We start from the raw sequence: 13,566 nt of genomic DNA on the forward strand, positions 1-13,566 counted from the left end.
GCCTGTTACGGATTGCACCCATTTTTTGAAGGCTGATGGGGCGCTAGTTTTCATCAGTACCCGGCATCGACCGTGGTTTGACCTTTCGCTCACAAAGGAGCCCCGCATGAAAACCCGCAAACTCGGAAACGACCTTGAAGTCTCTGCCGTCGGCCTCGGCTGCATGGGCATGAGCTTCGCCTATGGCGCCAGTGACGAAAACGAGTCGATCAGGACGCTGAACCGTGCCGTCGATCTCGGTATCACCTTCTTCGACACGGCCGAAATGTACGGCCCCTACACCAATGAAGAGCTCCTCGGCCGGGCATTGAAGCCCGTGCGCGACCGCGTCGTCATCGCCACCAAGTTCGGCTTCAAGCTGGATCCGAATAAATCCGGCGCCGCAGCCCTGACCGGGGTCGACAGCCGCCCGGAAAACGTGAAGCGAGTGGCAGAAGCCTCTCTGAAACGGCTCGGCGTCGAAACGATCGACCTTTTCTACCAGCATCGTGTCGACCCCAATGTGCCGATCGAGGAGACCGTCGGCGCGATGGCCGAGCTGGTACGCGAAGGCAAGGTTCGCGCACTCGGCCTTTCGGAAGCCGGCAGCGCCACGATCCGCCGCGCCCATGCCGTCCACCCCATCGCAGCACTGCAGAGCGAATATTCGCTCTGGACCCGCGACCCGGAAAACGGCGTTCTCGACACGTGCCGCGAACTCGGGATCGGGTTCGTGCCCTATAGCCCGCTTGGCCGTGGCTTCCTGACGGGCGCTATCCAGAAGCCGGAGGATCTTGGCGCCGACGATTTCCGGCGCCAGTTGCCGCGCTTCCAGTCGGACAATTTCGACGCCAATGCCGCGCTCGTGGCAAAGCTCGAGGCAGTCGCTAAGGAGAAGGGCGTGACCACCGCACAGCTGGCGCTCGCCTGGGTCCTGCACCAGGGCGACGACATCGTGCCGATCCCGGGCGCTCGCAAGGTGAACCATCTCGAGCAGAACGCCGCCGCAGCCGATATCGTGCTGAGCAAGACGGAGCTGACCGAACTGACAGAGACCATCTCGCTCGATCAGATTGCCGGCAAGCGCTACTCCGACGCGTCGCTCGCGATGACCAACCTCTAGCCGAAAGGCGGAGGCATCGATTGCCCCCTGCCGCATCCGGCGATCTTGCCGCACCCATTCGCTGCACTATGCTATTGGGCATGTTCCTGGCGAGGTGAGACATGTCGGACCAGCAGGCAATCGAAGCAGTCGTCCATCTCTACGTCGAGGGCATGACCTTCGCCAACGAAGCTGCATTGCGGAAGGCCTTCCATCCGCAGTGCGACATCATCGGGCACTACGAGAACGCGGTCGAGTGGCTGAACCGGGAAGAATTCATTGCCGCGATCGTCGCCGAAGGTTCGGCACCACCCACAACCCAGCCGCACATGGACATCCAGATGCTTGACATCGTCGGCGATGCGGCGTGCGTGAAGGTCAGCGACGATTTCGCCGGCATGCGCTTCACCGATTATCTCTCGATGCTGAAAATCGACGGCCGCTGGACGATCGTCAACAAGCTCTACTATCTCCACACATAGAAAAGCCGGCGAGACGACCGCCGGCCCAGCTTGCTGACAAAGCCTTTAGCATATTGGGATGGAAGCTCTCTCCGTCGTCACCCCGACCGATGAGCCGGGGTCCAGCGCGCGCAAGTCCTTGCGCGCAAAAGGCCTTTCGCACCGCAGACGCGGTGCCGCTGGATGCCGGCACAAGGCCGGCATGACGGAGAAACCGAACGCTCCGCAAAAAGAACACTTCGTCAGCAGTCGGAGCCGGCGAAATGATCGTCGGCCCTTTGCTTCAGGAGATCTTGGCCTCAGGCTCTGAGAACGCCACCGGTGAACTTCGTCACGCTGGCAACGATCTTCTCAGTCAGCGCCTCGAAATCCTCGTCGGTCAGCGTGCGCTCGACCGGCTGGATCTGCACTTCGATCGCTACCGACTTCTTGCCTTCACCGAGTGACGGACCCTCGAAGATGTCGAAGACATTGACTGATGTGACCAGCTTGCGGTCGGCACCGGTCGCGGCCTTGATGATCGCGCCGGCTTCCACCGATTTGTCGACGACGAAGGCAAAGTCGCGCTTGACGGCCTGGAAGGCAGACAGTTCCAGCGCCGGCTTGGTGCGGGTGGCTTTCTTCTTCGGCTCGGGCATGGCGTCGACATAGACCTCGAAGCCGCAGAGCGCGCCCGAGACATCGAGCGCTTCCAGCGTCGAGGGATGGAACTCGCCGAAATAGCCGAGCACGACCTTCGGACCCATCTTGATCGTACCGGAACGGCCGGGGTGGAACCATTCGGGACCGCCCTGCTCGATCTGGATGTTGCCCATCGGCAGGCCGCAGGCTTCGATCACGGCCAGCGCATCGGCCTTGGCGTCGAAGACGTCCACCGGCTTGCCGCCGCCCTTGGCAGCGTTCGACCACATGCGGCCGGAGCCTGACATCGATGCCGTGCCGCGACGGACGCCGCCGGCAACGCGGCGCTGGCCTTCCGGCCGGTCGTTCTCATAGGTGCCGGACACCTCGAAGATCGCAACGTCGCCATAGCCCTTGTCGCCATTCCGCTGGGCAGCCGTCAGCAGGCCGGGGAGCAGCGAGGGGCGCATGTCGGACATATCGGCAGCAATAGGATTGGCAAGCTTGAGTGCCGGCAAGCCGCCGCCGAAGAGCTTTGCCTGATCCTCTGAGATGAACGACCAATTGACGGCTTCCAGCATACCGCGCGAGGCAAGCGCGCGCTTGGCGATGCGAGTGCGGATCTGCAGCGTCGTCAGGATCCTGCCGTTGACGGCCGCATGGCTTTCCAACGGCGCCGGCTTGATGTTGTCGACGCCGTGGATGCGCATGACCTCTTCGACGAGGTCGGCCTTGCCATCGACATCGGGACGCCAGGAGGGAACGGCGACGGAAACGCGTTCGCCCGAACCGGTAACCTTGAAGCCGAGGCGCGTCAGGATCTCGGTGCTTTCCTGCGTGGAAACCTCAAGACCCGTCAGGCGCTTGACCTCGGAGAAGGGGAAGTCGACGATCTTTGCGTCATAACCGTTGTAGCCGACGACCTCTGCCTTGGCGGCCGTGCCGCCGCAGAATTCGAGCACCAGCTCGGTGGTGCGCTCGAGACCGGGAACCATATACTCCGGATCGACCCCGCGCTCGAAGCGGTAGCGGGCATCGGTGATGATGCCGAGGCCGCGGCCTGATTTCGCGATGTTCATTGGATCCCAGAGAGCGCTCTCGATCAAGACGTCGGTGGTGTTCTCGTCGCAGCCGGAATGCTCGCCGCCCATGATGCCGCCGATCGACTCGATGCCATCGGCATCGGCGATCACGACATTATTCGGCCCAAGCTTGTACTCGCGCTGATCGAGCGCAAGCACCGTCTCGCCGTCCTTGGCGCGACGGACGGTCAGGTTGCCCTTGACCTTGGCGGCGTCGAAGACGTGCATCGGGCGACCCTGGTCGAAGGTCATGTAGTTGGTGATATCGACGAGCGCGTTGATCGGGCGAAGACCGATAGCGAGCAGACGCTGTTGCACCCATTTCGGGCTCGGGCCGTTCTTGACGCCGCGTACGAGACGCAGCGCAAAGCCCGGGCAGAGCTTCGGATCGTCAAGGTCGAGCGTCAGCCTCACCGGCGTCTCGCCTTCAACAGTGAAGGTCGGTGCCGGGCGTGTCTTCAGCGTGCCGAGGCCGGAAGCAGCTAGGTCACGCGCGATGCCGTAGATCGAAGTGCAATCCGGACGGTTCGGCGTCAGGTTGATCTCGATCATGGGATCGTCGAGATGCGCGTAGGCGGCGTAGCTTTCACCAACCGGCGCATCCTCGGGGAGATCGATGATGCCATCGTGGCTGTCGGAGATCTGCAGCTCCTTCTCCGAACACATCATGCCGTGGCTTTCGACGCCGCGGATGTTGCCGACGGCGAGCGTCACGTCGATGCCGGGAACATAGGTGCCGGGGGCCGCGAAGGCGCCGATCAAGCCGGCGCGCGCATTGGGAGCGCCGCAGACGACCTGGACGGGGGCGCCCTTGCCGGTATCGACGGAGAGAACCTTGAGGCGATCGGCCTGTGGGTGTTTCTCGGCGGTCAGGATCTTGGCGATGACGAAGGGCTTGAACGCCGCCTTGTCATCGACGTCCTCGACCTCGAGCCCGATCTCGGTCAGGCGGGTGCAGATTTCATCGAGGGTCGCATCCGTTTCCAGATGATCCTTCAGCCAGGAGAGTGTGAACTTCATAATCTCTATCCTCCCTTACGCGCTCAGGCCGCCGAACAGCGTCGGCATGTCGAGCGGGCGGAAGCCGTAATGGGTCATCCAGCGGACGTCGGCGTTGAAGAAGTCGCGCAGATCAGGCATGCCGTATTTCAGCATGGCGATGCGGTCGAGGCCCATGCCCCAGGCAAAGCCCTGGTATTCATCGGGATCGAGACCGCCGGCGCGGAGCACGTTCGGATGCACCATGCCGCAGCCAAGGATCTCCATCCAGTCGGTGCCTTCGCCGAACTTGACGATCGGACCGGAGCGGTCGCACTGGATGTCGACTTCGAAGGACGGCTCGGTGAACGGGAAGAAGGACGGGCGGAAGCGCATCGTCACACTGTCGACCTCGAAGAAGGACTTGCAGAACTCTTCGAGCACCCAGCGGATGTTGGCGACATTCGCCTTCTTGTCGACGACCAAGCCTTCGACCTGGTGGAACATCGGCGAGTGCGTGGCGTCCGAATCCTGGCGGTAGGTCTTGCCGGGGATGATGATGCGGATCGGCGGCTTCTGCGCTTCCATGGTGCGCACTTGTACCGGCGAGGTGTGCGTGCGCAGCACCTTCCGCTCACCGTTCTCATCCGGATTGAAGAAGAAGGTGTCGTGCATCTCGCGGGCCGGGTGGCCTTCCGGGAAGTTCAGCGCCGTGAAATTGTAGTAGTCGGTCTCGACATCCGGACCTTCGGCGATCGAGAAACCCATGTCGCCGAAGATCGCGGTGATTTCGTCGATGATCTGGCTGATCGGATGGATACGGCCGCGCTCGGCTGGCGAAGAGCGTACCGGCAGGCTGACGTCGACCGTCTCGGCCTTCAGGCGCGCATCGATCGCGGCCTTCTTCAGCTCCGCCTTGCGGTCGGTGATTGCGTCGGTGACGGCGTTCTTCAGTGCGTTGATGGCAGCGCCGCGCGTCTGGCGCTCTTCCGGCGTCATTGCACCGAGCGTCTTCAGGAGCTCGGAGACCGAACCCTTCTTGCCGAGCGCGCCAACACGCACGGCTTCAATCGCCGGCTCGTCGGCAGCGGCTGCCACATCAGACAGAAGTTGCTTTTCCAGGGTTTCGAGTTCGGTCATCTTTTCCTGCCTCACAGGGCGTCAGTCTTGTCGATAATTCACGAAAACATGCATCGAATAGCTCAAGCGCCACGATGAAGCGTCGCAGATCACTACCCATGTGCACGCGGCCAATCAACCGGGCACACCACAAAAAGCCCGCGACGTCGAGAGAGGAACGGCCCATCGCGGGCAATGCCGTCTCAATCGCCATCGCGCCAAATGCAAAGAACCCGCGCAAGCCTGGCCAGCGCGGGTTCTAAATCATCGAAGCAAAAGCTCTGACAGCGCCGGCTTAGTTGACGGCTGCTTCAAACTCGTTCTTCGTACCGGCGTCCTTCAGGTACTCGAGAGCCTTCTTGGAGGCAGCAACGAGTGCACCGAATGCTTCCGGCTCATGGATTGCCATGTCGGAGAGAACCTTACGGTCGACTTCGATGCCAGCCTTGTTCAGGCCGTCGATGAAGCGGCCGTAGGTCAGGCCGAATTCGCGGACAGCGGCGTTGATGCGCTGGATCCAGAGGGCGCGGAAGTTGCGCTTGTTGATCTTGCGGTCGCGGTAAGCATACTGCTTCGAACGATCGACAGCAGCCTTCGCAGCGCGGATGGTGTTCTTGCGACGGCCGTAAAAGCCCTTAGCGGCCTTCAGAACCTTCTTGTGCTTGGCGTGGGCGGTAACGCCTCTTTTTACACGTGCCATTTCATGATCTCCTTAATCTAAAGCGTTCGCGGAATAGTCTTAGAGACCGTTCGGCAGGTAGTTCTTCACGACCTTGCGGCCATCGGGTTCTGCGAGAACCATCGTGCCACGTGCATCGCGGATGAACTTGTTGGTACGCTTGATCATGCCATGGCGCTTGCCAGCAGCTGCAGCCTTGACCTTGCCGGTCGCGGTGATCTTGAACCGCTTCTTGGCAGCAGACTTCGTCTTCATCTTGGGCATTTTGCTACTCCGTTTCTGGACCCCCTGCTCTTCATCAAAGAAGCCTTCTCGCGATGCCCGGTTTCCGGCCGTCGCAACAAGGTGCGGGAGCGTTTGTTGTTGATCTGCGGCTCCGGTGATGAACCGTTCCGCAAGCATTCGAAACCGCCACGGCATGCCCTGCCGGTCAGTTCGGACGCGCGCTTATAACCGCAGCGTCATAAAAGTGCAACGGGGCGGCCAATGAATCTTCTAAGCAATGGCGGGAAGCCGGCTCGCCATGGCCGGAAGCATCAGTTTCACCTGCAGACCGCCCCACCGCGAGGCGGAAAGATCGAGCCGGCCGCCGTAAGCCTCAAGGATATCGCCCGAGATCGCCAGCCCTAACCCAGTTCCTGCCGTGCCTTCATCGATCCTGACACCGCGCTTCAGCATCAGATCGTAGCTACCAGGATCGGCGCCGGGTCCATCGTCGGAAACGCTGAGCACGACATCATCCTGCAAGCGACCGGCGGAAAGATCGATGCGCGTCCTGGCAAAGCGCACGGCATTGTCGAGTACGTTGCCGAGTGCCTCGGCGATGTCCGCGGGGTCCGCCTGAACCGTCAGGGCGGGGTCGATATCGAGATGCCAGTCGATTCCTTTCTCTTCGGTGAAAGGCGTCAGCACATTGACGAGCTTTCCTGCAATGCCGAGCAGCGACGTCGTGGCCATTTGCTCCACTCCCATGCGGGCGGCCTGCAGTTGTCGGTCGGCGCGCTGGCGGACCAGCTCGATCTGTTGCAGAGCCGTTTCGCGCTGGTCCTCGGGCAAGGCTTCAACCAGGTGAGACAACACCGTGAGAGGCGTTTTCAAACCATGGGCGAGGTCGCTGGCACGCGCGCGGGCGCGCTCGATCGCCGTCTCCCGCTCGCTGAGCAGCAGGTTGATTTCACGAACCAGCGGCTTGACCTCGCTCGGCCCCTCCGTGCCGATATGTGAGCTGCGGCCGGCCCTGATATCCGCGACGCGCTCGCGAAGCCGCACCAGCGGGCGCAAGCCCACCCACCCCTGCAAGAACGCCGCGAGGAGCAGCATGCCGCCGGTCGAAAGCAGCATCAGCCGCAACGGCCGGTGATAGCTTTCAAGCGCCGCTTCCATCTCGGGCTTGGAGAAAGCCGCATAGACGGTGAAGTTCTTCTTTGCGGCGCCTTCGCCAAGCGCCATCGTCTTCATCGACACCAGCAGCGGCGAGCCATCCGGCCCGTCCGTTTCCCGGAACCCGCAATACATGTCCTTCGACAGGTCATCCGCGGTGATCTCCTCGTCCCACAGAGAGCGAGACCGCAGCGGCTCCTCATTGCCATCGGGAGAGATCTGCCAGTAGCGGCCGCCGGCGGGGATCTGGAAGCGCGAGTCGGCAGGCTCGTTCTTCAATTCAAGAGCGCCATTCTCCACGCTGAGCCGCGCCGCCAGCGAATCCATCACCGACGTCATTTCGTTGGAATACTGGTCGGCCAGATAATCCGCGAACAGGTGGCTAAGCACCGCCCAGACGAGCATCAACGCCAGCGCGATCGCGACAAGCGCTCCGGCAGCGAGGCGAAAATGCAGCGAGTGGATCACCGAGGTCGCTCCGGAAGAACATAGCCGAAGCCGCGCCGGGTCTCGATGGCGTCGCTGTCCGTCTTCTTGCGCAGCCGCGCCACCATAGCTTCCACGGCATTCTTGGCGGCATCGTCATCACGGCCCTGAACCTGGCTCGCCAGTTCGGTCGGGCTCAGGACCTCACCGGGCTTGCCGATGAAAAGCGCTATCATCCGGTATTCGAGCGGACTGAGATCAAGTTCGCGTCCATCGAAAGTGACGCGCCTTGCGCTTTCATCGAGAGTGAAGCGGTTGGCGGATTTGACGCGCGATGCGATGGCGCCGGTGCGCCGCAGGAGCGCTCTCAGGCGAGCCAGCAGCTCCTCGGTACGAAACGGCTTCGGCAGGTAGTCATCGGCTCCCGCATCAAAGCCGTCGACACGCTCCATCCACGAGCCGCGGGCAGTGAGAACAAGAACCGGCGTGTTGATGCCCGCGCCGCGCCAGCGCTTCAGGATCGACAGGCCATCCATGCCGGGCAATCCGAGGTCTAGGATGATGGCTGAATAATCGCCCGTCTCGCCCTCTTCCCATACAGCAGGCCCGCTTGCAAATACCTCGACGCGATAGCCTTCCCGCCCAAGCTTTTCGACCACATGGCCGGAAATATTGGGATCGTCCTCCGCCAACAGGATACGCATAGCCCCTACCCCCCCAGCAATGCTCCGTTGCGGGCGTCGACACGCAATGTCCTGATCGCGCCCGTCCCGTCGCGAACTTTCACTTGATACACATCGCCGAACATGGATCGATGGAGATTGACGTCGATGACCCGACCGTAGCGTTTTGCGTCGATCCGCTGCAGAACGGTCTTCAGCGGCAGGATCCGGCCCTCGCGAACGGCGTCGCGCGCGCGATCGGAATCGGTGTTCCGGCCGCCACTGCCGCGGCCGCTGCTACCGCCGCCTCCGCCTCCGCCGTGGTCGTCGCCGCCGTCATCATCCCCGTGATCGTCGCGGCCGCCACGACCGGAATTGGAACTGCCGCTGCCCGAGTTGGAACCCGAGGATCCGGGCGAACCAGAGCCCGACGAGCCGCTGCCTCCGCTCGAACCACTCCCACCGCTGCTGCCGCCGCCATCATCGCTGCCACCATCCTTGGCCTCAGCATGGGAAACGAACATCGGGCCGGCCGCAGAGAGCGCTATGGCCAGCATCAACATCGTCATGAAACTGCGACGGCTTCTATTCATTGAACTTCAATGTACCTCAATGCTTCTGCAATCGCGGAACCTACACTGAACACTTTATCGCGACCAGACAAAGCTCCGACAAACCAGGAACTCCGCCGGGGCGCGGCGGAGTTCCTTCTTCCGAAGGGGTGGCCGGAAGACCGCGCCGGGCAGATTATTGCGCCGAAGCGGGAAGTATGTTGACGCTGGTGATTGCGCCAGGATTTCGAATAAAGTCACCTCTGTGAGGATGCGCGACCACCTCGTGTGCCCCATGCTCAAGCTCAACCTCGACCTCGAGGCGCCGGCCGAGTTGATCGACGGCGACAAGCGAACCGTTCAGCAGTCCCGTCAGGCTCGCTTCGGACACCGAAAGCGTCACTTCCGGGCGATTGTCGTTGCGGCCGCCGCGGTGCTCGCCAGGATTGTCGTCATTGGCGTCATGGTTGGCTCCGTCATCGCGTCCACGTCCACGGCCGTGATCGTCATCGCCGTCGTCATGACCGCCGCGACCGCTATGATCATCACCGCCACGCCCGCTGCCGCTGTTGTCATCACTGCCACCGCTATGGCTGGATCCACTGTTGCCGCTGGTGCTGCTTCCACCGCCATCATCGCTGCCGCCGCGAGCGAATGCCAACGACGAAAAATGGCCTGACGTGAACGTCTGCATTGTCGGGAGCGACAACGTCACCGCGATTGCGGCGACGGAAGCCAATAACGCGTGTGAAATGGTCTTCTTCATGATCTTTGCCTTCTGCTCTCTTCTTGTTGAGAACAGATTGCCAAAGTCTCTCTGACAGACTGTTGAGTGCGTTTGTCAGCATCCTGTCAGATTGGTCCGACCACAGCCCCAAAATACAAAAGCCGCCCTTACGGACGGCTTTGATTGGAGAGTGGCGACGCGCCTCACTTCGGCGCGAGTACCATCATCATCTGGCGGCCTTCGAGCTTGGGCTCGGCTTCAACCTTGGCATATTCGGTCGTGTCGGCCTTCACCTGCTGCAGCAGCTTCATACCAAGTTCCTGGTGCGCCATTTCACGGCCGCGGAACTTCAATGTCACCTTGACCTTGTCACCGTCTTCAAAGAAACGACCCATCGCCTTCATCTTCACCTCATAGTCATGGGTGTCGATGTTAGGGCGCATCTTGATTTCTTTAACTTCGACAATCTTCTGCTTCTTGCGCGCCTCGGCAGCCTTCTTCTGGTTGGCATATTTCAGCTTGCCCAGATCGAGGATCTTGCATACAGGCGGTTCGGCATTGGGGGAGATTTCCACCAGATCGAGGCCGGCTTCCTCAGCCATTTTCAGGGCCTGGTCGGTGGGCACAACACCCAAGTTCTGTCCTTCAGCATCAATCAGCTGAACTCGGGGGATGCGAATTTCCCGGTTCGAGCGCGGCCCTTCCTTTACGGGCGCGTCGGCTTTAAAGGGTCTGCGAATGGTCGTATTCTCCTCGCGTTGTTTCGGATCGCTGCAGCCCGGGCACTCCCGATGACGGAAGTACAAATGTCGTTTCACCATTGCTGCAACGGAGTCGGTACCATCCTTTAGCGGAAAAATCACCTGCTGTCAGCCTGTCAAGAATCTGTTTTATAGGCCAAAACAACTGGAGTTCCGCGATGTCTGACGCAAATCTCACTTACAACCAACAATATCTTACCGTCGGACAGGGCGAAGCTGCGCGCGAGATCGCCTATATTGCGCGTAGCCAACCTGGCCAAACGGCCGGCCCAACCCTCGTCTGGCTCTCCGGATACCGCTCTGACATGAGCGGCAGCAAGGCGGTGGAGCTGGACAGCTTCGCGGCCGAAAACGGCCTTGCCTGCCTGCGCCTCGACTATTCCGGCCACGGCCTGTCCGGCGGCAAATTCACCGACGGGACGATCTCGCGCTGGCTCGAGGAGGCGCTTGCGGTAATCCTCCACGCGGCGCCCGAGAGCATCCTCGTCGTCGGCTCGTCGATGGGCGGATGGATCGCGCTCAGGCTGGCGCAGGAACTCGCCAAGCGGCAGGACGGGCCGAAGCTCGCGGGCATGGTGCTGATTGCGCCGGCTCCCGACTTCACCTCCGATCTGATCGAGCCGAACCTCACGAAGAAGGAGAAGGCCTCGCTGGCCGAGCGCGGCTACTTCGAAGAGCGGTCGGCCTACAGCCCCGAGCCAAACATCTATACGCGAACCCTGATGGAGGACGGGCGCGACAACAGCGTGCTCAACGGCATCATCGAGACCGGCTGCCCGGTCCATATCCTGCAGGGGATGAAGGATCCGGACGTTCCCTATCAGCACGCTATGAAGCTCGTGGAACATCTCCCCGCCGACGACGTCGTGCTGACCTTCGTGCGTGATGGCGATCACCGGCTGTCGCGGCCCCAGGACATCGAGCGCATTCTCGCCGCCGTCAAAGGGCTTATCCGCTAGGCCAAACGATCCATGTGTGCCAAATCCTAACGGATTTTAACCATATTGGCGGGTAGTGGCACCTTCCCCAGAAGTAACGATTGACTCTCCGAGCCTCCGTCCGTTAACTTTTTATTAACAATACATGGGCGATGCAAGGGAACAGCGGGCGTGCGGATCAAGGGTTTCGTCGTGGCCATGATGGCCATGTTTGCTATGTCTACAGCCGCAACGCCGGCTTCCACCAACAACCTCTCGATGGTTACTGGCGCTGCGACGTCCCAGCCGATCGGCCATTACGACTTCTGCCAGAGCCATCGCAATGAATGCGGCCCAAACCGCAACGTCTCGCCGGCCGAGATGTCGGAAGGGAAATGGGGAATGGTGCGGTCCGTCAACACGATGGTCAACAACAGCATCACGCCGATGACCGACAAGGAAATCTACGGCAAGGATGAAGTCTGGGCTTATCCGACGACCGCAGGCGACTGCGAGGACTTCGCCCTGCTGAAGCGCCGCATCCTGATACAGCGCGGAATTTCGCCGGCTAATCTTCTTCTCACGGTGGTCCGCAAGCCCGATGGCGAAGGTCATGCCGTGCTGACGCTGCGCACCAGCAACGGCGACTTCGTGCTCGACAACCTGGCGTCCAACATCAAGCCATGGTTCGACACGCCCTACTCCTTCATCAAGCGCCAGTCGAGCAACAATGCCGGTCGCTGGGTCACCATCGAAAATGGCCGCGACGTTCTGGTCGGTGCTTTGCGATAAGCGATAGTAGATTGAACGAAAAAGGCCGGCGAAACGCCGGCCTTCAGACCGCTGACAAACCCGTCGATATTTTCGGCGGGTTTGTTTTTTTGGACGTTGGTTGTTTTAAGTTGGGTTCTGCGGCGCGGCGAAGTTGGCGGTCTCTGGCCCTCATGCCATGGCTGGTCTGGGTGGCTTGGTGAGCGCCATTGCGATCTTCTTGATGTTTTGGGCGGCTGCGGCCAGCAGGCACTGGCATGCGACACGGGTGAGACTTCGGAAGCGGGCATAGCGATGGCCGTGAAGCTGCTTGGCATCGGCAAACGAGCGCTCGACCGTCTCCTTGCGGCGCTTATAGATTGCCTTGCCCCAAGGGGTCAGGCGGTTGGCGTCGGTGCGCTGGCGGGCATCGGCCCAGACATGGCGGGTGATGGTGCGCACCGCCTTGGTGTTTGATGTGCAGGAGGCGAGCAGCGGACAGGTTTGGCAGATCGCCGGGTCGGATGTGTAGTGGCGATAACCGTTGCGGTCGGTGGTGGCATAGGCGAGCAGTTGGCCTTCGGGGCAGCGATAACCGTCCGTCTCGGGCTCATAGTCGAACTTCGACTTGCGCATCATGCCATCTTTGGGTGGGGTCGGATTGCGATAGCCGGTGACGCCTAGGATCTGGCGGTCCTCCAGCCCCTTGGCGATGCCGGACGTGGCATAGCCGGCATCCAGGCCGACGGCGCCGACCTCGAAGCCGAACCGCTCCCGCTGCCGGTCGAGCCGCTCGAGATAGACGATACTGTCATGCACATTGGCCGGCGTCACATGGGTGTCGGTGATGATCGCAAGCTTGCCGTCGACCGTGCGGTGGTCGAGATAGAAGAAGCCCTTCGGCTTGCCGTCGCGCACCATGTAGCCGCTGTCGGGATCGGTGCGCGACACCTTGATTTCCTTCACCTGCGGCTCACGCTCTTTGTCCTTCAGCGGCTTTTGCCCGTGCAGCGTCCGCTCCGCCTCGATCGCCCGGTCGAGATCGGCCCAATAATCGGCCCGCGACTTTTCGATCATCGCAAGATCGTATTTGCCCTTGTTGGCATTCGCCTTCAGATGCGTTGAATCCGTGTAAAGCACCGTGCCATCGACCAGCTTGTGGGCGATCGCCTGGCTGACGATATGATCAAAGATGTCCTGGGCCACCGACGTGTCGTTGAAGCGCCGGCGGCGGTTCTGCGACAGGGTCGAGGCGTCGAACACGGGATCCGTCAGCTTCAGCCGCAAGAACCAGCGGTAGGCGACGTTGACCTCGATCTCGCGCACCAACTGACGCTCCGAGCGCACGCCGAACAGGTAACCGATGAACAG

At 61.3% G+C, this 13,566-nt stretch carries 14 protein-coding genes; 5 read left to right on the forward strand and 9 right to left on the reverse strand.

Translation table 11 applies throughout. The annotated features are described in order from the left end of the window. Positions 1 to 106 precede the first annotated feature (106 nt). Complete coding sequence (locus AS026_RS20720) at positions 107 to 1,102, forward strand: aldo/keto reductase (RefSeq protein ID WP_062371466.1); 996 nt, start codon at positions 107 to 109, stop codon at positions 1,100 to 1,102. A 101-nt stretch (positions 1,103 to 1,203) separates the two neighbouring features. Then, positions 1,204 to 1,563: a nuclear transport factor 2 family protein gene (locus AS026_RS20725; protein WP_018855227.1), complete on the forward strand. Its 360-nt coding sequence runs from the start codon at positions 1,204 to 1,206 to the stop codon at positions 1,561 to 1,563. A 278-nt stretch (positions 1,564 to 1,841) separates the two neighbouring features. Here AS026_RS20725 and pheT read toward each other — a convergent pair whose 3' ends face one another. The 7 genes from pheT to AS026_RS20760 form a co-directional block, all read right to left on the reverse strand. Beyond that, on the reverse strand, positions 1,842 to 4,265 hold the full coding sequence (gene pheT / locus AS026_RS20730) for a phenylalanine--tRNA ligase subunit beta (protein WP_062371469.1): 2,424 nt from the start codon (positions 4,263 to 4,265) through the stop codon (positions 1,842 to 1,844). A 15-nt stretch (positions 4,266 to 4,280) separates the two neighbouring features. Further along, the gene (gene pheS / locus AS026_RS20735) at positions 4,281 to 5,363 is read right to left on the reverse strand and encodes a phenylalanine--tRNA ligase subunit alpha (RefSeq protein WP_018855230.1); all 1,083 of its coding nucleotides are present in this window, start codon (positions 5,361 to 5,363) and stop codon (positions 4,281 to 4,283) included. Positions 5,364 to 5,637: 274 nt separating this feature from the next. After that, positions 5,638 to 6,042: a 50S ribosomal protein L20 gene (rplT, locus tag AS026_RS20740; protein WP_007798644.1), complete on the reverse strand. Its 405-nt coding sequence runs from the start codon at positions 6,040 to 6,042 to the stop codon at positions 5,638 to 5,640. 39 nt (positions 6,043 to 6,081) lie between these two features. Then, the gene (gene rpmI / locus AS026_RS20745; protein ID WP_007529267.1) at positions 6,082 to 6,285 is read right to left on the reverse strand and encodes a 50S ribosomal protein L35; all 204 of its coding nucleotides are present in this window, start codon (positions 6,283 to 6,285) and stop codon (positions 6,082 to 6,084) included. 231 nt (positions 6,286 to 6,516) lie between these two features. After that, positions 6,517 to 7,869 carry an ATP-binding protein gene (locus AS026_RS20750; protein WP_062371471.1) on the reverse strand — a complete coding sequence of 451 codons (1,353 nt, stop codon included), beginning with the start codon at positions 7,867 to 7,869 and terminating at the stop codon, positions 6,517 to 6,519. After that, positions 7,866 to 8,531 (reverse strand): response regulator transcription factor, encoded by a 666-nt coding sequence (locus tag AS026_RS20755; RefSeq protein ID WP_062371474.1) that lies wholly within the window; start codon positions 8,529 to 8,531, stop codon positions 7,866 to 7,868. Before AS026_RS20755 ends, AS026_RS20750 begins: the two co-directional genes overlap by 4 nt. A 5-nt stretch (positions 8,532 to 8,536) precedes the next feature. Further along, the gene (locus AS026_RS20760; protein WP_025658612.1) at positions 8,537 to 9,082 is read right to left on the reverse strand and encodes a PepSY domain-containing protein; all 546 of its coding nucleotides are present in this window, start codon (positions 9,080 to 9,082) and stop codon (positions 8,537 to 8,539) included. Positions 9,083 to 9,335: 253 nt separating this feature from the next. Here AS026_RS20760 and AS026_RS42080 point away from each other — a divergent pair, with 253 nt between their 5' ends. After that, positions 9,336 to 9,719, forward strand: a complete 384-nt coding sequence (locus tag AS026_RS42080; RefSeq protein ID WP_062371477.1) for a hypothetical protein — start codon at positions 9,336 to 9,338, stop codon at positions 9,717 to 9,719. A 251-nt stretch (positions 9,720 to 9,970) separates the two neighbouring features. Here the strand turns inward: AS026_RS42080 and infC are convergent, their stop codons facing one another. Then, positions 9,971 to 10,507, reverse strand: a complete 537-nt coding sequence (infC, locus tag AS026_RS20770) for a translation initiation factor IF-3 (RefSeq protein WP_025658610.1) — start codon at positions 10,505 to 10,507, stop codon at positions 9,971 to 9,973. Positions 10,508 to 10,686: 179 nt separating this feature from the next. Here infC and AS026_RS20775 point away from each other — a divergent pair, with 179 nt between their 5' ends. After that, a complete protein-coding gene (locus tag AS026_RS20775) occupies positions 10,687 to 11,487 on the forward strand; it encodes an alpha/beta hydrolase (protein WP_062371479.1) in 801 nt (266 codons plus the stop codon). A gap of 150 nt (positions 11,488 to 11,637) precedes the next feature. Next, complete coding sequence (locus tag AS026_RS20780; protein ID WP_062371481.1) at positions 11,638 to 12,237, forward strand: transglutaminase-like cysteine peptidase; 600 nt, start codon at positions 11,638 to 11,640, stop codon at positions 12,235 to 12,237. Between the two features lie 150 nt (positions 12,238 to 12,387). Here AS026_RS20780 and AS026_RS20785 read toward each other — a convergent pair. Continuing rightward, a partial coding sequence (locus AS026_RS20785) for an IS1182 family transposase (RefSeq protein ID WP_062371485.1) occupies positions 12,388 to 13,566 on the reverse strand: 1,179 nt, incomplete at its 5' end.

The sequence above is a fragment of the Rhizobium altiplani genome (assembly GCF_001542405.1).
GTDB lineage: Bacteria > Pseudomonadota > Alphaproteobacteria > Rhizobiales > Rhizobiaceae > Rhizobium > Rhizobium altiplani.